14 protein-coding genes and 1 pseudogene are annotated in these 18,078 nt (G+C 69.4%); 6 read left to right on the top strand and 9 right to left on the bottom strand.

Going from position 1 to position 18,078, the window contains the following annotated elements; genetic code table 11:
- Nucleotides 1-22: 22 nt before the first annotated feature.
- The 9 genes from R2S09_RS32045 to R2S09_RS32005 all read right to left on the bottom strand — a co-directional run bounded on the left by R2S09_RS32045 (nucleotide 23) and on the right by R2S09_RS32005 (nucleotide 12,658).
- Nucleotides 23-964 (bottom strand): carbohydrate ABC transporter permease, encoded by a 942-nt coding sequence (locus R2S09_RS32045; protein WP_316744796.1) that lies wholly within the window; start codon nucleotides 962-964, stop codon nucleotides 23-25.
- Nucleotides 964-1,917, bottom strand: coding sequence for a sugar ABC transporter permease (locus R2S09_RS32040; protein ID WP_316744795.1), 954 nt, complete (start codon nucleotides 1,915-1,917; stop codon nucleotides 964-966). Before R2S09_RS32040 ends, R2S09_RS32045 begins: the two co-directional genes overlap by 1 nt.
- Nucleotides 1,917-3,263: an extracellular solute-binding protein gene (locus R2S09_RS32035; RefSeq protein WP_316744794.1), complete on the bottom strand. Its 1,347-nt coding sequence runs from the start codon at nucleotides 3,261-3,263 to the stop codon at nucleotides 1,917-1,919. Before R2S09_RS32035 ends, R2S09_RS32040 begins: the two co-directional genes overlap by 1 nt.
- A 94-nt stretch (nucleotides 3,264-3,357) precedes the next feature.
- Nucleotides 3,358-4,746, bottom strand: a complete 1,389-nt coding sequence (locus R2S09_RS32030; RefSeq protein ID WP_316744792.1) for a GH1 family beta-glucosidase — start codon at nucleotides 4,744-4,746, stop codon at nucleotides 3,358-3,360.
- A 304-nt stretch (nucleotides 4,747-5,050) separates the two neighbouring features.
- A complete protein-coding gene (locus tag R2S09_RS32025) occupies nucleotides 5,051-6,166 on the bottom strand; it encodes a LacI family DNA-binding transcriptional regulator (protein ID WP_306191870.1) in 1,116 nt (371 codons plus the stop codon).
- 144 nt (nucleotides 6,167-6,310) lie between these two features.
- Entirely contained in the window at nucleotides 6,311-8,185 is a 1,875-nt protein-coding gene (locus R2S09_RS32020) for an MBL fold metallo-hydrolase (protein ID WP_316744790.1), read from the bottom strand.
- 33 nt (nucleotides 8,186-8,218) lie between these two features.
- Nucleotides 8,219-10,036, bottom strand: coding sequence for a hypothetical protein (locus tag R2S09_RS32015; protein WP_316744788.1), 1,818 nt, complete (start codon nucleotides 10,034-10,036; stop codon nucleotides 8,219-8,221).
- A 377-nt stretch (nucleotides 10,037-10,413) separates the two neighbouring features.
- Nucleotides 10,414-11,673: a hypothetical protein gene (locus R2S09_RS32010; RefSeq protein WP_316744786.1), complete on the bottom strand. Its 1,260-nt coding sequence runs from the start codon at nucleotides 11,671-11,673 to the stop codon at nucleotides 10,414-10,416.
- A gap of 316 nt (nucleotides 11,674-11,989) precedes the next feature.
- A complete protein-coding gene (locus tag R2S09_RS32005; RefSeq protein ID WP_316744784.1) occupies nucleotides 11,990-12,658 on the bottom strand; it encodes a TetR family transcriptional regulator C-terminal domain-containing protein in 669 nt (222 codons plus the stop codon).
- 224 nt (nucleotides 12,659-12,882) lie between these two features.
- On the opposite strand from R2S09_RS32005, the pseudogene R2S09_RS32000 reads away from it, so the two are divergent.
- The 6 genes and pseudogenes from R2S09_RS32000 to R2S09_RS31975 form a co-directional block, all read left to right on the top strand.
- A pseudogene (locus R2S09_RS32000) lies at nucleotides 12,883-13,863 on the top strand (IS5 family transposase).
- A gap of 508 nt (nucleotides 13,864-14,371) precedes the next feature.
- Nucleotides 14,372-15,016 carry an RraA family protein gene (locus R2S09_RS31995; RefSeq protein WP_306191875.1) on the top strand — a complete coding sequence of 215 codons (645 nt, stop codon included), beginning with the start codon at nucleotides 14,372-14,374 and terminating at the stop codon, nucleotides 15,014-15,016.
- Between the two features lie 151 nt (nucleotides 15,017-15,167).
- Nucleotides 15,168-15,653, top strand: coding sequence for a peptide-methionine (R)-S-oxide reductase MsrB (gene msrB, locus R2S09_RS31990; protein WP_399145139.1), 486 nt, complete (start codon nucleotides 15,168-15,170; stop codon nucleotides 15,651-15,653).
- Between the two features lie 151 nt (nucleotides 15,654-15,804).
- Complete coding sequence (locus R2S09_RS31985; RefSeq protein WP_316744781.1) at nucleotides 15,805-16,134, top strand: hypothetical protein; 330 nt, start codon at nucleotides 15,805-15,807, stop codon at nucleotides 16,132-16,134.
- Nucleotides 16,135-16,551: 417 nt separating this feature from the next.
- Nucleotides 16,552-17,853 carry an ergothioneine biosynthesis glutamate--cysteine ligase EgtA gene (gene egtA, locus R2S09_RS31980; protein ID WP_306191878.1) on the top strand — a complete coding sequence of 434 codons (1,302 nt, stop codon included), beginning with the start codon at nucleotides 16,552-16,554 and terminating at the stop codon, nucleotides 17,851-17,853.
- Nucleotides 17,850-18,078 (top strand): DinB family protein (locus R2S09_RS31975; RefSeq protein WP_316744779.1); only part of this gene is annotated, 229 nt, incomplete at its 3' end. The genes egtA and R2S09_RS31975, both read left to right, overlap by 4 nt.

The raw sequence follows: 18,078 nt of genomic DNA, 5'->3' as shown, positions 1-18,078 counted from the left end.
AGCGCCGTTCGGACCCGGGCCCTCAGCCCTTGCGGCCCTGGGTGGCGATGCCGTCGATGATGTGCCGTTGCGCGAAGGCGAAGATGATGATCATGGGGATGGTGGCGATCAGGCTGGCCGTCGCGATGATCTCCCAGTGCTGCTCCCCACCGTTGCCGAACGTGTCGATGATCGACTTCAGACCGCGCGGAATCGTGAACAGCGAGGAGTCCTGCAGGTAGACCAGCGGCTTGAGCAGATCGCTCCAACTGGCCTGGATCTCGAAGACGAAGACGATCGCCAGAGCGGGCCGGGACAGCGGCAGGGCGATGCGCCAGAACAGCCCGAAGAAACTGCAGCCGTCGACACGTGCGGCCTCGAACACCTCCCGGGGCAGCGACAGGAAGAACTGGCGCAGCAGGAAGATGTAGAACGACGAGCCGAAGATGTTCTGCGCCCACAGCGGCATCTGGGTTCCGGTCAGCCCCAGGTGGTCCCAGATCAGGTAGACCGGGATCAGGGTGACCGCCTGGGGCAGCATCATCGTGCCGAGCACCAGCCCGAAGAGCACGTTGCGCCCCGGGAACTGGAAGTACGCGAAGCCGAAGGCCACCAGCGCGCTGCTGATCGTCACCGTCGCGGCCGCCGCCAGTGCTACCACGACGCTGTTGCCCAGCCACGTGAGCATCGGCGCGTAGTTCCACACCTCGGTGTAGTTCGACGCCTGTACGTGCTGAGGGACCAGGAGGTTGTCGAACACCTCGGTGCGCGGCTTGAGCGAGGCACTGATGAGCCAGATGAACGGGTAGGTGAACACGACGGCGGCCAGGGCCAGGACGACGAGGTAGGGGCCCCGCTTGAGCAGGGGCCGCACATCCCGCCTGCGGGCCGCCGTACGGCCGGCGGGGCCGGCCTCGTTCCGGGCGCCGGCCCTGCCGCCGTCGGTACCGGGAGCGGGTGCCACCGCGGTGCGTGGAATGCTCATCAGTGCTTCTCGCCTTCGTAGTAGACGTACCGGCGCGAGGCACGTACTTGCACGGCGGTGATGACCATGGTGATCAGGAAGAGCAGCCAGGCCAGGGCGGACGCGTATCCCATGTGCAGGAACTGGAACGCCTGCTGGAACAGGTAGATGACGTAGAACAGGGCCGCTTCGTTGGCGTACGTGCTGTTCTGCTGGGCGCCGAAGAACATCGTGTAGGCCTGGTCGAACATCTGCAGCGCCGCGATCGTCTGGACGATCATGGTGAAGAACAGGGCGCCGCTGATCATCGGGATGGTGACGTGGCGGAACCTGGTCCACGGCCCGGCGCCGTCGAGTTCGGCGGCCTCGTAGAGCTCCTTGGGCACCTGCCGGAGGGCCGCCAGGTAGATGACGACCATTCCGCCGACACCCCAGAGCATGGTCATGGCCAGTCCGGGCTTGACCCAGTGAGTGTCGGTCGTCCAGTTGGGGCCGCTGATGCCGACCAGGGCGAGGGTGCGGTTGAGCAGTCCCTGCTGGCCGTTGAGCAGCAGCAGGAACAGCGCGCCCACGGCCACGGTCGGCGTCATGACCGGCAGGTAGAAGACGGTGCGGAAGAAGCCCGCCGCCCGGCCCACCCGGTTGAGCACCATCGCCAGGCCCAGGGCCACGGCCATGGCGGTCGGCACGTAGATGACCACGTACACGAGTGTGTTGCTCAATGCGTGGGCCACCTTGGGGTCCTGGAACAGCTCGCGGTAGTTCGCGAAGCCCACGTTCTTCGCGGTGCCGATCGAGTTGTAGTCGGTGAACGACAACACCAGGCTGGCGATCATCGGGCCGAGCGTGAAGACGAGGAAGCCGACGATCCACAGGGAGATGAAGCCGTAGGCGGCGCGGATCTGCCGCCAGTCCCTGGTGCGGGAGCGGGGCGCGGCCGGGGCCGGCTGCGAAAGGGTGGCCTGCGTGGCCATCACTTCGCCGCCTCGAACGCCTTGCTCGCCTCGGCCTGGGCCTGCTTCATGGCCGCGGCCGGCTTCTGCTGACCGGACAGGGCCCGGTTGACCGCCTCCTGCCAGGCCGTCTTGATCTCGCTGCCGGCCTTGGAGCCCGGGATGGCGAAGGCGTAGTCGGTGGACGCGTAGTAGTGCTCGATGGCCTGGTGGAAACCGGTCCGGCCGCCCTTGACGTACTTCGCCTTGACCTTCTGGTCGGCCTCCTTGTTCGCGGTCCACAGCCCGGTGAACATGGTCTTGTTCTTCTCCACGGTGGCCTGGCGGGCCGCCCCTGCCTGCAGCCAGGTGTCGGTGCTCGTCATGACCTTCATCCAGTCGACGGCCGCTTCGGGGTTGCCGGCGCCCTTCGGCAGACACCACGCGCTGCCGTTCTCGAAGCTGATCGGCGTGCCGTGCCGGTCGGTGAAGGGGATCGACCGAAGGTCCACCTTGGGCGAGGCCTGCACCAGGACGTTGACGTACCAGCCCTCCCAGGGGAACGCTCCGGCCTGGTTCTTCACGAACTGGTTGCCGGATCCGAAGAGGTCCCAGGTGTCGCGGAACGCCTTGAAGCGCGACCAGCCGCCCTGCTCGTCGATCAGGCTCAGGGCGTACGTCAGTGCCTCGACGATCCGCGGGTCGTCCAGGTTCGGGGAGCCGTCCGGATGGACCAGGTCCGCGCCGTTGGCCTTCGCCCACAGCGGGAGGAACTCGGGGAGCTTGGGGTCGAACCCGATGCGGGTGATGCGGTGGCCGGCGGCCTTGTACAGCTTCACGGCCGTGCTGTGCAGCCGGTCCCAGTCGCTGGTGCTCAGGTCGGACAGCGACAGACCCGCCTCGTCGAGCGCCTTGCCGTTCACCAGGATGTTGCGGGTGTTGTAGAACTCGGGGACGCCGTAGATCTTCCCGTCGATCGTCACCTCGTCGAGGGCGGCCCTGCGGTAGGCGCCGGTGTCGATGTCCGCGGCGGCGATCCGGTCGTCCAGGGGCTGGATCACCCCTTTGGCGGCGTAGCTGCCGACGAGGTCGCGGTCGAGGTAGACCAGGTCCGGCGCGTTGCCGCTGGAGACCGCCGACAGGAACTGCTGCGGGTCGAAGTCGCCCTCGTTGATGCGGAGCTCGACCTTGGGGTAGGCGCTCTTGAACGCGTCGATGCGGGCCTGTCCGACGTCGTCGGGCTTGCCGAAGCCCTGGGTCGACAACGCTCCCGCGCCGGCCTTGCCGCCCCCGGTGCCGCTCTTGGCGCCGACACCACCGCAGGCACTGGCCGAAGCGAGGGCGAGCGCTCCTATCGAGCCGGCCAGAAAGCGTCGTCGAGTGACCATGTCGAACTCCTCATTGAGTGGCGGATCTTCTGGGAAGGGCGGATCTTCGAAGGGGACGCGGACGGTCCTCGCGCCTACGGCGGACCGGTCGTGCTCACGCGGTCACGGCGGCCGGGATCGCGTTGGCGCGCGCGACCCGGGCGTACCAGTGGCCGCTGTCCTTGACGGTGCGGCGCTGTGTCGCGTAGTCGACGTGCACCAGGCCCATCCGGGGCCGGTAGCCCATCGCCCACTCGAAGTTGTCCATCAAGGACCAGTGGAAGTAGCCGCGGACCGGGCAGCCCTGCTGGATCGCGCGGTGCACGGCGATGAGGTGGCGGTGCAGGAAGTCGGTGCGCCGTGCGTCGTGCACGGCGCCGTCCTCGCCGGGCTCGTCGTTGAAGACGGCGCCGTTCTCCGTGATGAGAACCGGTATGTCCCCGTAGCTGTCGTGGAGTTGGACCAGCAGGTCGGTGAGGGCCTCCGGCACGATCTCCCAGTCGAGGTCGGTGCGCGCCACGTCCGGCCGGCCGGGCTCGACCCGCCAGGGGAAGGGGCCGTCGGTGGGCTGCCGGCGGGCGCTGACGATCCGGCGCGTGTAGTAGTTGACCCCGATGAAGTCGCTGCCGGCGCCGATCACGGGCAGGTCGCCGTCGCGGACGAAGTCCAGCGGGCCGGCGGCCCGTTCCCAGTGCTCGCGCATGTCCTCGGGGTAGCGGCCGTTCTGCACGGCATCGAGGAACCAGCGGTTGACGTAGCCGTCGGAGGCGTGGGCCGCCAGCCGGTCCTCCTCGCCGGCGGTGTGGGGCACGTGCGGGAAGAGGCTGAACGCCACGCCTGCCCTGCCCTGCGGACGGCTCGCCCGCAGGGCCTGGACGGCCTTGCCGTGGCCCAGCAGGAGGTGGTGCATCGCGCACACCGACCCCGCGATGTCCCGCTCGCCGGGTGCGTGCAGACCCAGCTGATGTCCGAGGAGGCCCACGATCCAGGGTTCGTTGATCGTCACCCAGTCCTGCACCCGGTCGCCGTAGGCCTCGAAGCAGAGGGCCGCGTACTCGGCGAACCGGTCCGCCGTCTCGCGTGCCCGCCAACCGCCGCGCTCCTGCAGCACCTGCGGGAGGTCCCAGTGGTAGAGGGTGACGAGCGGGCTGATGCCGCGGGCGAGCAACTGGTCGATCAGGCGGTCGTAGTGGTCGACGCCCCGCTTGTTCACCTCGCCGTGCCCGTCGGGGACGATCCGGGGCCAGGACAGCGAGAACCGGTAGGCGTTGACGCCGAGGCCCGCCATCAGCTCGATGTCCTCGGCCGCCCGGTGGTAGTGGTCGCAGGCGACCGCGCCGCTCTCCGCGCGCTCCACGGCCCCGGGGACGCGGCAGAAGCGGTCCCACACGGACTCGCCGCGTCCGTCGCTGTCCGTGGCGCCCTCCACCTGGTAGGCGGAGGTGGACGTGCCCCAGAGGAAGCCGTCGGGGAAGTCCAGAACGCGGCTTGGTTCGGTGCTCACCTGTGGTGTCAGTCCTTCGATCCGTTCGTGGCGGTGCCGGAAAGGCCCGGCGGGCCGTGGTCCTGCGGACGGGACGAGCCGCCTCGGCTGCTGCGACAGGTCGGGAGGGCTCGCCGAGGGTGCGGCAGGGTGCCGTCCGGCCGCGGGGCCGGTATGGCATCGTTCCCACATGGGAACGTACTCAGGTCGTTGAAGGCCCGTCAATACTCCGGCGGCACTTGATGTGGGCCCGCGCGCGTCAGCGCACGTCACCCGCCCCGGGGCGGCCGGGACACGCTGGGACAGCGGCCGGGACGGCCGTGGTTCAGGCTCTGGCCGAACCGGCCGGCGCCGCGGTCGAACCGCGCAGCACCAGCGTCGGGTCCAGCGTCTCCTGGATGCGGCGCCCTGCCCGGCCCCTCTTCGGCTCCGCGGCGGCTTCCCGCTCGGCGATCCGCCGGAGCAGCAACTCGGCCGCCCTGCGCCCCATCTCGTAGGTCGGCTGCGCCACGGCGGTGAGACCGGGCTCCACCATCCGCATCCACGCCAGGTCGTCGAACGACACCAGCGACACGTCGCGGGGCACGGCGAGACCGCGTCGGCGCAGCTCCAGCCAGACCGTCTCGGCCATCAGGTTGTTGACGGCGAAGATCGCGGTGACGTCCGGGTGGCTGTCCAGCAGTTCCGCCACCCGGGACCTGGCGTCCGCAGCTTGGAACTCCAGGTCGAGCACCAGCCGCCGGTCGACGGGCACGCCGGCGGCGCGGTGGGCGGCGCGGTAGCCGCGCAGCCGTTCGGCGCCGGTGGCCCATTTCGTCTCGTCGATCAGCAGCGCGATACGCCGGTGGCCGAGGTCCAGCAGGTGCTCGGTGGCCTCCCGGGCACCGTGCTCGCTGTCGATGACCACCGAGTCGCACCCGCGGGCCCCGGAGCGCCGGTCGGCCTCCACCACGCTCACGCCCCGCTCGACGAGCAGTTCGGTGGCCGCCGCGGCAGCCGGAGTGAGCACGACGCCCGTGGCCCGCATCGCGACGAACGCCTTGGCTCCGTCGAGTTCCTGTCCGGGGTCACCGTGGTCGTCCACCAGCACCATCTGGTACCCGGCCGCGCGCAGGGCCTGCTCCACGCCCGCGGCGAGCTCCGCGTAGAACTGGTTGCGCAGATCGGAGACGAGCAGCCCGACGACATTGCTGCGCTGCCCCTTCAGCGTGCGCGCCAGAGCGTCCGGAACGTAGCCGATGCGCTGAGCGGCCGCGAGCACGTCCGCACGGATGTGCGCGGCCACATAGCCCTGCCCGCTGAGCGCCCGCGACGCGGTGGAGCGGGACGTGCCCGCCTCCCTGGCCACGTCGTGCAGGGTGGGGCGCCGTCGCCCGACCGCGGACGTGTTCCTGTCGTCTTCGCCCCCGGCGACCGGTACGTCCCATGCGCGATCAGCCATCCGCCGCTGCCCCCTCGCCCCGATGTCTGCCCTGCCTCCACACCGTCCGGCGGCCGTGTCCGCGCACGGTGAAAGGCGCTGCTGGCACAATAACGTGATCGCCGCGCCGTACCGCGGTCGAGCGCGTCCTTGGGTGGCCTCGCCTCACGATCCCGCTCCCCCGGGCGCGTCGCCGTCCTGCCACGGCCGCCGTGGGGCCACCGTGACCAGTGCCTCGGCCTGCTGTCCGAACCGCATCCGACCGACGGTGAGGTCCGCGGCCACCCGCTGCCGAACGCCGCTCTCCCCCGGGGGGACGGTCACCTCGAACACCAAGGTGGCCTCGCCGCCCCCCTGCGGTTTCACCTCCTGCTCGGCGGGCCGGGCCGCCCAGCCCCGCGGGAGGACCATCCGCACCCGGGCGGTGCGTGCCGTCGGGAAGGGGTTGCGCACGCAGACCTCCAGCACCAGGGTCCGGCCCGGCTCCACCGCCGAACGGTAGGGAGTGATCCGGGCGCCGAAGCCTTCGGCGTCAAAGTCGATGTCCGAGGGCAGCAGTTCGCGGTGCAGCCGCGCCACCCGCTCGCCCTCCTCGAGGAGCATGTCCAGGTAGTCCGGGGTGACCTTGCGAGGCGTCCAGTGGCCGCTGATCATCAGTTCGGGGTTCAGGGCGCGGTACAGCTCGGCGCTGCGGCGGAAGTCGTCGATCCTGAAGCGGTTGCGGTACTGGTAGTTGAGCACTTCGGGCTGCTCCCCCGGCCGCCATTCCGTGGTCTGCTGGTCCCCGGTCGCCACGACACGGCGCCCGTCCGCCTCGAAGGCGTACGCGGCCGCGTACAGGGTGTGGCCCGGCAGTTCGTGCACGCCGATCTCGTACTCGCGCCAGGTGACGGGCGCGCCGAGCGGGAGATCGCGGTCCACCGGGATGGGGTCGAACCACAGACAGGGCAGGTCCCAGCGTTTGGGGTCCTGGAGCACCGGGGTCACGTTGGAGGGCGACCAGACGGCGGTGCCCTCCACCTCGCGCAGCAGGTTGAATCCGGCGATGTGGTCGTCGTGGTAGTGGGTGGGCAGTGCCACCTCGACCCGGTCGATGCCGTGAACGCGCCGCAGCGACTGCAGGCACGCCAGCAGGGGCCGCCGACTGGAGCGGTCGTGCCCGCCGGGCAGGCCGGTCGTCAGGTCGTATCCGAAGTCCAGCAGCAGGGCCGTGCCGTGGTCGGAGAGCAGCGCGTAGGTCAGCGCGTTGCTGGTGCGGTTGCGCAGCAGGTGGGGCGTCACCTGCTCCCAGGGGTCGTCCAGCATGGCGTCCAGATCCCAGGGGCGTCTGCGGCGTGAGTCCAGCAGTTCCTGGAGTCCGGACCGCAGCCGGGCCACTGCGGCACGCGGATGGGTCACCGGCTCCCCGTGCGAGGGAAGCAGCATGGCGGGCGCGTGGTCGAGCAGTTGCCGACAGGACAGGGCCGTGGCGGCGACGCCCTCCATGCCGGCGCTCTCGCCTCCCGTGTACGCCCACTGGGTGGCCGCCAGCGACCACACCCGGCCCTCACCGTGGATCAGGTCGCCGACGAAGGCGAGGCGCTTTCCGCCGACCTCCACCAGGTAGCTGACGGAGCCGACCGTGTGGCCGGGAGTGGGGAGGGTGAACACCTCGAACGGCCCGTAGGAGCGGGTGCGGTACTCGGCCACGCTGCCGGTCACCGGCACCTGCTCCAGCAGGGAGAACCGGTCCTGGCGCACGTCGTAGTCGTTGTCGAGCGGCCGGGTACGCCAGTGCTCGTCGACGTTCTCGATGAGGTCCCGCTCCACCGGCGGCACCCAGATCCTGATGCCGGCGCGCGCCGCCCGTGCCAACCCCTGCACTTGATCGCGGTGGTGATGGGTGATCAGCACGTCGGTGACCCGGTCGACTCCGTAGTCGCCCAGGCGGTCGAGGACCTCGCCGCTGCCGAAGTCGATGAGCACCGCCTCCCGCCCACGGCGCAGCACGTACACGTGGCAGGTGTCCTGGAAGCGGAAAACGTCCGTGCCGATCAGCATGGTTCTCCCGTGGTCCCGGTCGGATGAGGGGTGTCAGGCGTGTGCGCGGCGGCGCCCGTCCCAGGCGCGCCACGCGGACCGTAGGGCGGCGTAGTCCTCGGGTCCGAGCGACTCCCCGGTGCGGTCGATGTGGGTGCTGTAGTACAGCGCGGGTACGCCCAGGTCGGGCTTGGCGGCCAGGTAGGCCCGCCACTGCTCCCGGTCGGGCACGCACCAGTCGTCGGTGTCGACGAGCAGGTCGGGGCAGGCGGCGGCGACCACGGCGGCCCGGTGTCGCATCTGCGGCACGATCGGGGCGTCGGGTTCGGGGTCGTCCAGGCGCAGCATGTCGTTGAGCCGCACCATGTCGGTGACGTCGGCGAAGCTCGGGTGGGGGGTGTGCGTGATGACGAGCGCGTCCGGCTTCACGCGCTTGGCCGCGTCGTACACCGTGGACAGCATCTGGTGCAGCAGGGCGATCCCCCAGCGCGGACCGTGGTGGGTCAGCGCCGCACCGCTGGGCGTGCGGGCGGTGAAGTCGGTCTTCAGCCCGTCCGCTCCCAGGCCGCCCGGCCCGTCGCCGAGCATGCGGGCCACGCCATCCTCGAGCGCCTTGCGGGCCACGGGGCTGCCCGGGTCGAGTGCGACGGGCACGCCCTCGGGGTTACGGACGCACAACTCGTCGGCGAGGCCCTCCCACAGCCAGGCGGGCCACCACAGCAGGACGCGCTGGCCGCGTTCTCGGCGGGCCGCGATCCACCCCCGCAGGTCGGGCCACTTGTCCGGGTCCGGCTCGCAGGTGCCGTACTGCAGCTGCCACTTGTCGTCGATGACGATCGTGCCCGGCTCGATGCCCTGGTCGGCGAGGTGCGCGAGATAGCGGTCGTACTCGGCCTGGCCGGCCAGGGCCTGGGCAGCCCGTCCGGTCACGCGCGCCTCGTGGTTCTGCGCTCCCCAGCCGCAGAACATCGGCGCCGACCACCAGTCGGGGCGCCGGGGCCTTGGTACTGCCGGCACCGAACCGCGGGAGACGAGCCGGGCCCGGTAACGGCGCAGCGCCTCGTAGGGGTCGGGGCTGCCCGGTGTGAACACCACGGCAGGCGTGCGGAATTCGCCGTCCACCCTGGTGTGACCCTCGTAGTCCAGACGCAGGGCGAACCCGCCGTCCGCCGGGACGTAGGCGAGCTGCGTGAACGTCATGTCCGATACCGGGGCGTCGACGGCGAGCGACCACCACCCCTCGGGAACGGGGCGCCCGGGGTCCTCCACCGCCGGCGCGGTGGTCAGCGCCAGGCAGAGCGGAGCGGGCGTGAAGAACCAGTGCCCGCGCCCCGGCCGGGCGTCCCCCACCACTCCCACGACCGCGCTCTCGCCGGCGCCACGCACCAGGCGGCGGGGGTCGCCCGGGTTCGGCGAGAAGAGCGTGCGGAAGGAACTGCCGCTCGGCAGGTACCCGCCGCCACCGGGCAGCACGGAACGCCCGGCCAGCAGGTGCACCTCCCCCAGGGTCCCGCTGCCCCGTACCGACCAGGACAGTTCCACCGCTTCCGGGCGGCACTCGATGCGCACGGCCGCCTTCTCCCAGCGGGTGCTGCGCCGCTCGGCCTCGATGACGGGGTACGGATGCCGACGCAGGAGCACCGGCGGGGTCGTTCCGGCGGTCTCATCCGGCCCGTCCAGCGTGTCCAGCGCCCCGAACAGCTGGAGAACGGCCACCTGTGGACCCCGGCCATCGGCGTCCGAGCCGCCGTCGGGGGCGAACACTCGGGCAGTGCGGCCATCAGCGGCCACACTCATGCCGTAGGTCTCGGTCCGTATCTCGATGCGGCCCTCCCAGCGATCCAGCCACGCCCCGCCCGATGCTGTCGCCACCACAACTCGCCCCTCTGTCCGCGCGGCGTCCGAGGTCGCCCGACTGGAATCGTTCCCATGTGAGAACGTACCCAGGCCGCCCTCGCATGGTCAACCGGCAGGCATGATGCAACGGTCGTGTCCTGTCACACCTCTCCGCCTGGTCGACAGACACCCGCACCCGGGACGGCACGGACGCGACGGCATCCATGACGGGCTGAGTCCGGTCGACCGCATGCACCGCGAGTTCGACGAGCCTTGAACGTGCCGTCCGGCTTCGTCGTGGCGTCTCGGCGAGGGCGGGCTCAAGGCCACAGCCTCCTTACGAGCGGGGCGAGCCGGTCAGCAACTCCTCGTTGTAGGCGCACAACGGCCGGCGTCCATTCCGAGGACGCACTTCAGTGGTCGCCGTGGAAGGTGGATGAGGCGGGGAGCGTGGTGTCCGTGCAGTCGCGGCGGGCGGCGACGTCCGAGACGTAGGCTCGGAAGACCTGCTCGAACGGCGTCTTCCTGAGCTCTTCGTACCCGTAGGCCATGGTCATCGTGTGGATCTGGGGTTTTCCGTCGCAGACGGAGGACGCCCACCAGCCGAAGTCATCACTGTGGCCGGCCTTGCCCGGTACGGTCTCGGCAACCTTCTTCGCCTGCTCCCCGGAGTACGTGTGCAAGGAGACCCACCATTCGCCGACCATGTCCGGGTGTGGCGGATGATGATGGCGCGTGTCCGCTTCGTCCCGCCAGAGCCCGTCCGCATGAGCGCCGCTGAGCACAAGGAGGCACCGTTCGTCCCAGAGCTTGCCGTCCGTCCGGGCTTCCAGGACCTGATCCGGGAAACCGTCCTGGCGCGCGAAGCCGCCCTCCCGATACCAGGCGCAGGTGCCCTCGGCCCGAGCGGCCGGGATCGGGCCCTTCGGCAGGGCGGGGATGTTCTCGGGGGGAGCAGGCAGCCTGTCCGCACAATCCAGGCGCTCTGCCAAGTTGTTCGCGGTGTCCACGGCGATGCGGGCGAGGGTGTCGCGATCGTGGGAGGTCACCTGACCGTCTTCCGTGAACGGCGGCTTGCGAGCTTCCAGCGTCGCTCGTGCCCACAGTGCCTTGATCGACTGTCCACTCGCCTTGCCCTCGGCGCACGGCAGCTCCACGGTGACACCCGAGTTCGTGACCACGCCGGCGATGCCGCCACCGAGCGGCTCGTCGGGGTAGTTGGGCCCCTGGTCACGAAGAGGCCGGTCCATCCAGTCTTCCGGCTTCCAGGTCTCGTCCGAGGGCAGGACACCCACCGCGCCCGTGAAGAACCACCGCTCGCCGCTGTGCGTGCGGTACGCCTCGCCTGCTTTCGTGCTGAAGATCTCGCAGTCCTGGGGCATGCCGGCATCGAGCTCGATCGTGCCCTCCTCGGCCGTGCGATGCGAGATGGTCCCTCCCGCCGGGGAGAGCGCGAGGACTCGTCCGGCCGGTACAAGCCCGGCGCAGGCCTCATCGATCTTCTGGTGCGCCCGCCATGTGTGCCACACATGCGTCCCGCTCCAGCCGATCGCCACCACCGCAACCAGGCACGCCAGTGAGATGACGGGCTTTCGAAGACGTTGTGGAACCGCCACTGCTCCCCCTCGACCGACAGCGCGCCGAAAAGTAGCAGAAGGCGTGAGTACGAACACCGGCGGGGTCTCTCGCCGACGCGCTGCCCTCCTCCCGCCCCTGTCACGTCGTCCCGGCCCATGGCGGGCATCGCCGCGGCGGCGGCCGACGGCAGACCGTCCGGGACCCGGAAGGCCGAACCGGGATGGCCGACGGCGCGCGCTGGATCATGGTGCACATGACCTTCATCAACGGACGCCGCCACTACGGCCGCAAGGGACCTCTGCTTCCCACCATGCACCCGACGGCTACTCTGGACTAAATAGTCCTCTTCTTTGGCGAACGCAGGTACAGCCCCTGCCGAACCCGGCTGCGTTCGCGGGGCTGGGCTCGGTTTCAGCGCCTTCGCCGACCCTCACCGGGCGGAGTGGTGTCGTCGCCAGCGGCCGCGAACACCTTCACGTGGTCGATGGCCATATCAAGGGCAATCCTCATGGGCCTCACGTTCCGGGTCGTCTGCGCAAGGAGGTGGCCGCCTTGAAGAGCAGCCATGAGGCCGGTGGCGAGCTCTCCGGTATCCGCGTCCGACCGGAGGACTCCCGTGTCCTTCATCCGATCGAGGCCGGCCTTGAGCAGCCCTTCCCAGGTGTCGAAATATCGGAGGATCGCCTTACGCGCGGCTTCGTCCTGATCGCCCAACTCGCTCGCGAGTGAGCCGAGTGGACAGCCGTATGCTCCGTTTCGGAGCGCGTTGTGTTCGACCACCGCATCCCGCCAGCGCTCCAGTCCTCGAAGGGAGCTCAGCTTCCGCAGCAGCTGCTGTTGACCTTGGAGCACTTGTGCAGCCTGCAACGCGACAACGTCCCGCACCAGCGCATCCTTGTCGAGGTAGTGACGGTAGAGCTGCGACTTACTGGTCCCGCTGGCCGCCCTGACATCGTCGAGGGTTGTCAGAGTCACGCCTTTGACGTGCATCATCTCGGCGGCCGCGCGCAAAATGCGCTCTCGAGTCGCCCGCCCGCGCGCAGTCAGCCGGGCGCCGTTACCGCTCGCCTTTTCCGCCACGCTGGAAAGACTACTGCGTGTGCAGGTTAGCAGTGACGAATAATGGACTTCGAGGTCCTTTTTCCGGAGCACACCTATGTGTAGCGCCGACGAAGTCGAGGGGAATGTCTGCTTCCCTCCGACCGCGGTGATGCGGGACCTCCTTGCGACGTCGCTTGGAGCTAGGGAGTGTCTCTTGTTGTGATCAAGCTCGGGGGTGGGCGCCGGTCCGGTAGGACTGTGGTGTGACGCGTGCGCAACTCACGGACGAAGAGTGGGAGTTCATCGGGCCGTTACTGCCGGTCGGCAGGTTCGGCCCGTACCCCGAGCGGCTGCGTGAGCAGTTCGAAGGGGTGATCTGCCGGTTCCGCACCGGCAGCCAGTGGAGGGAGATGCCCGAGCGGTCGCGCCTGGCAGACCGACTACAACCGCTTCATGCGATGGCGGGACGCGGGAGTCTTCCAGGCCCTGCTGGACGAGGCGATCACCGAAGCCGCCCGACGGGACGAGATCGACATGTCCCTGGTCAGCGTGGACTCCGCCATCACGCGAGCCCATCACGACGCCGCCGGCGTGCGGGTCAGCGAACAGACCCTGGCCGCACTCGAGGAGGCAGCCTCGCAAAAAGGGGAGCGTCGAAGGGACAAGACGGGCAGGACGACGAAAGCGATCTGGCCCGCGCCGAACGCCGACGCATCCGCTTACGACGGCGGGCCCGACTGAAGGCCGCCCTCCTCGGGCGGTCCCGCGGCGGGCTGACCAGCAAGATCCACCTGGCCGCCGACCGGCGCTGCCGGCCGATGGCACTCCTTCTGACCGCCGGACAGGCCGCCGACAGCCCCCACTTCATCCCGGTCCTGAGCAAGGTGCGGGTGCGTGTGCCCATCGGCCGTCCCCGCACCCGGCCCGCCGCCGTGGCCGGCGATAAGGCCTACTCCTCCCGAGCCAACCGAGCCCACCTGCGCAAACGCCGCATCAAGGCGGTCATCCCGGAGAAGAAGGACCAAGCCGCCAACCGCAGGAAGAAAGGCAGCCGGGGCGGCAGGCCCGTCACCCACAACGCCGATCTCTACCGCGACCGCAACACGGTCGAGCGTGCCATCAACAGGATGAAGGACCGGCGAGGCATCGCGACCCGCTACGACAAGACGCCCGCCAGCTACCTCGCCGGACTCCATCTCCGCGCAGCGACCATCTGGATCAGCAGCCTCCTGAAAACCCAATGATCACAACTGGAGACGGTCCCTAGTGCCACAGGTGTCCTCCTTGCGAGCGCCGGTGTGACGGCCGGCGCCCTTTGCAGGCCGAGTCGCCAAAAGGCCGGTAGAGCCCTGGTAGACACGGGGTGCACGCTCAGGAGTGTCGTTCCCGGGACGCACCTGGTTGTTCCGGACTTGCGGCGCATACAACACCGAGAGAGAGACGCGGTAGCCGCCGGCCGGTCCGAGGCGCGCAGAGGGGTCAGGACGCCGCGCCGGGCGCAGTGGTGCCGTGCCTGCGTTCACGGCGCGGAGGTTCCGCCGGCGTCGTCGGCCGGGTCAACTTCTGCCGGGAGTCGGAGGACGCTGTTCGCATATGCTGCCGTGACGGCGCCGGCCCGCACGGATCTCGCGAGGCCACGACGGCGGGACCGCGTAGCCTCTCCACAGAGCGCGTCGGCGCCGCTCAGGAGTCTGCCCGGCAGGCAGGTCCGGGTGTCCGGCCTGCGCACCGGACGAGGACAGGAGGCGGCACATGCACGACGACACGCTGGCTGCGAAGGTCGCCCGTCTGGGGTGTGCCACGCTCGTGGACGCCATGGGCCGGGTCCACGGTCACCGCGCCCACATCCCCTCCATGGTGAGCCCCGACCCAGGCCGCCCGTTGTTCGGACCCGCAGCCACCATCTCGTTCATGCCCTACCGCGAGGACCTGACCGGGCCGGGCCTCGACTTCGGACATTTTTACCGAGGGGCGCTGGGTGACGGACCACTCTCGGGCCAGGTTCTCGTGCTCTCCAGCGGTGGCTACCCTGACGTGTCACACGGCGGCGGCACCAAGCTGTCCAGGGCGGACGGTAGCGGCCTTGCCGGCGTCCTGGCCGATGGCCGGTTGCGTGACTTCGGCCAGTTGCGCGGGTACAGCTTCTCCACATGGTGCAGGGGGGAGGCCGTCCGCTGGGGCGGCGACACCGTGATGCCGCACGCGTTCAACGTGACCGTCGAGGTCGCCGGCGTGTGCGTGAGCCCCGGTGACTACGTGTACATGGACAGCGCGGGGGGTGTGGTGATCCCCTCCGCGAGTCTGCACCGGGTTGTCGGCATCGCGGAAGAAGTGGAGGCCGAGGAGGCGGAGGCCGAGAGGAGCATCAGGGGCGAGGCAGCGCAACCGGACAGGTAGGAAGGTCCTCCCGACGTGTCCGTCCGCTGCACGCCGCACGCCGAACCACAGGGACGACGACGCGCGTTGCCGGACGCAGAGTAAGAAGACAGGCGCCGTGTGACGCGATACCCCCGGAAGACCGATGCATCGCGCCATCTGGGAGGTAGGCATGCCGGGGTACCACAAGAGCTCAGAGCGCGTCTCGCAGTTCACGGACCAGCAGTACCCCGTGACCCAGCATGATGAGACCGAGCCCCCGTTCGCCAACGCCTACTGGGACAACAAGGCGCCGGGAATCTACGTGGACATCGTCTCGGGTGAGCCCCTGTTCGCCTCGGTGGACAAGTACGACAGCGGAACCGGGTGGCCCAGCTTAACCAAGCCCCTCGTGGCGGACCACGTCGTCGAGAGGCCCGACTCGAACCACGGCACGATCCGCGTCGAGGTCCGGTCGGCCAGGGGCGACAGCCATCTGGGACACCTGTTCTCCGATGGTCCGCGCGACCGCGGCGGACTGCGGTACCGCATCAACTCGGCGTCCCTGCGCTTCATCCCCGCCACGGAACTCGCACATGAGGGCTACGGCCAGTACTCGAGCTTGTTCAGCGTGTCCGAGGAGGACGCTGCCGAAGCATCGGGGCGGTCTGCCGCCTGACACCACTCATGGCGAACGGCAGCCCCACCGAGTAAGGCGAGCGTCCTCGGCGACGCAGATCAGGTGGACAGACATCGCAGCACCGGTCGGCCCAGCCCGCTCTTCCAGCGGCACCGATGGAGGCCGGGCGAGCCGACAGGAGTACCGCACTGTGATCGAGAACCTCAACGGCATCTCCGCCGAAGACGGCGCTCAAGTACCATCCGACCAGATCGCGGCCGCCGTCACCGCGGGGAACATCGTCTACGAAGACGGCGCCACGCAGACTTTCCATTCCGACGGGACCACCCAGTACACCGAGCACGGACGTGAGACAACGGGTACGTGGACTGTTGACGAGGACGGACACTTCTGCTCCTTCTGGCCACCCAGTTACCGTGCCTCCTACGACCTTCGGTGGATCGTGGAAGAGCGGCGCATCGTCGGCCTACGGTTCTCTGACCTCAGGAACGGGGCCCGTTTCGACGGCCGATACCGGTGAGCGGCCACAACACACTCTCCGGACGGGGCCCCAGCAACAACATCGGTACCCGCCCGAACCCTCAGCCGCTCAAGATCGTCGACCGGAAGACACGCGCGGCTCAACTCAGCGCAAAAGCCCTGGATTTGCCCTGCCTGACCCACTGAAGACGCCGCCGCGCATGGACGCGTGGCGGAAAGCACGGTTGACCCGCCCAAGAATCTGGGAGCCCGCGCCCCAGAGGCATTCGGATGCCCTGCAATCACGTCGTCGAACGACAGAGGAAATCCTCGGGAACGGATCGCAGCGTTTCAGCACAAGCACACCCGAATGTGCATCTTGACGTTGACCGGCACTGAGGCAGCAAGCGCGACGAGTCCACCAGTCAGCTTTCAGCAGATTACCGGCGCCATGAAGAAATCTCAGGAGAATCTCGATATGCCCGATTCGATCGGTGACAGTATCTGGCCGCGTGCCGCAGTCGGCGAGACCGAGGCCGAGGCGCTCATCCACGCCATCTGTTTCAAGACGGGTCCCCCGAGGCTCTTGGGCGTCGAGGTGGAGTGGCTCGTCCAGGAGCTGCGCGCACCTCGACTCCCCGTATCGCAGAAACGACTGCGGACGGTCTACGACACGCTGCGGACCGTCCCCCTGCGGTCGACCCTGACCGTGGAGCCGGGCGGCCAGCTGGAGCTGAGCTCGCCACCTGCCGGCTCGCTGATGGAGTGCATCGCCACCGTCTCCGCCGACCTCGACACCGTCCGCGCAGTGCTCCAGCGGGACGGCCTGGGCCTGGTCGGCCTCGGCCACCACCCCTGGCACGCGCCGCGTCGCTATCTGAGACAGCCGCGCTACGACGCCATGGAGGCGTACTTCGACCGTACCGGGCCGGCTGGTCGTTTCATGATGTGTGCTTCTGCGTCCGTGCAGGTGTGTGTGGACGCCGGGTACGAGGAGCCGGGCCCTTTCGGCCATGTGCGGCGCTGGTGGCTGGCACATCTCCTGGGTGCGGTCCTCCTGGCCGCGTTCGCCAACTCTCCGCTGTCCTGCGGGCGACCGACCGGCTGGCGGTCCACCCGGCAGCTCCGGTGGACACAGATCGGCTTCGGCCGGTCGGCCGGCCCTGTGCTGGACGCCGACCCGCGCGGCACCTGGATGCGCCACGTTCTCGACGCACCGGTCATGTGTGTACGCCGCGACGGCAAGCCGTGGCACGTGCCCGACAATCTGACCTTCCGGGAGTGGACGAGGTCCGGCAGCCCCAGACCGCCGACCCGTGACGATCTCGACTACCACTCGACGACCTTGTTCCCTCCGGTCAGGCCGCGCGGCCACCTGGAACTGCGCATGATCGACGCCCAGCCCGGAGACAACGGCTGGATCGTGCCGCTCGCCGTAACCGCTGCGCTCTTCGACGACCCGGAGGCCACCGAGACCGCCTACCGGGCGGTGAAACCCCTGGCCGAGCGCACGCTGGGCTGGCCCGCGCCGTACAACCCGTTGTATGCGGTGGCGGCCCATGACGCCCTGACCGATCCCGAGTTGCGCGAAGCCGCCGTCACATGCTTCACCGCGGCGCTGGCCGCGTTGCCCCGCCTCGGTGCGACAACCGAGGTCACCGACGCCGTTGCCGGGCATCTGGAGCGCTACGTCCTCCAGGGCCGGTGTCCCGCCGACGATCTGCTGGAGATGCCGGACAGTGCCGTCCTCGGCCCGCATGCGAGGGAAACATGCTCATGACCGACCCCATCGACAACAGCGCTGGGGCTGGGGAAGCCACTGTGGACATTGAGACTCAGCGCGAACGCGCAATCGCCTCGCTGATCACCGCCCGGGAGCGTACGACGCTGCTGACCAGCTGCGTCGAGGAGCCCGATCTCACCGCGCAGCACTCGCCGTTGATGTCGCCGTTGGTGTGGGACCTGGCGCATATCGGCAATCAGGAGGAGTTGTGGCTGCTGCGCG

Origin of the sequence: Streptomyces sp. MK7, from assembly GCF_032658145.1 — a bacterium.
GTDB lineage: Bacteria > Actinomycetota > Actinomycetes > Streptomycetales > Streptomycetaceae > Streptomyces > Streptomyces spiralis.
Note: the sequence above shows the minus strand (reverse complement) of the source record. Positions and strands in the feature narration are given on the sequence as shown.

Excerpts from the sequence above, each read along its gene's own strand:
- R2S09_RS32035 (WP_316744794.1), bottom strand. The coding sequence starts at position 3,263 with ATGGTCACTCGACGACGCTTTCTGGCCGGCTCGATAGGAGCGCTCGCC.
- R2S09_RS32025 (WP_306191870.1), bottom strand. The coding sequence starts at position 6,166 with ATGGCTGATCGCGCATGGGACGTACCGGTCGCCGGGGGCGAAGACGAC.
- egtA (WP_306191878.1), top strand. The coding sequence starts at position 16,552 with ATGCCCGATTCGATCGGTGACAGTATCTGGCCGCGTGCCGCAGTCGGC.
- R2S09_RS32020 (WP_316744790.1), bottom strand. The coding sequence starts at position 8,185 with ATGCTGATCGGCACGGACGTTTTCCGCTTCCAGGACACCTGCCACGTG.
- msrB (WP_399145139.1), top strand. The coding sequence starts at position 15,168 with ATGCCGGGGTACCACAAGAGCTCAGAGCGCGTCTCGCAGTTCACGGAC.
- R2S09_RS32040 (WP_316744795.1), bottom strand. The coding sequence starts at position 1,917 with ATGGCCACGCAGGCCACCCTTTCGCAGCCGGCCCCGGCCGCGCCCCGC.
- R2S09_RS31995 (WP_306191875.1), top strand. The coding sequence starts at position 14,372 with ATGCACGACGACACGCTGGCTGCGAAGGTCGCCCGTCTGGGGTGTGCC.
- R2S09_RS32045 (WP_316744796.1), bottom strand. The coding sequence starts at position 964 with ATGAGCATTCCACGCACCGCGGTGGCACCCGCTCCCGGTACCGACGGC.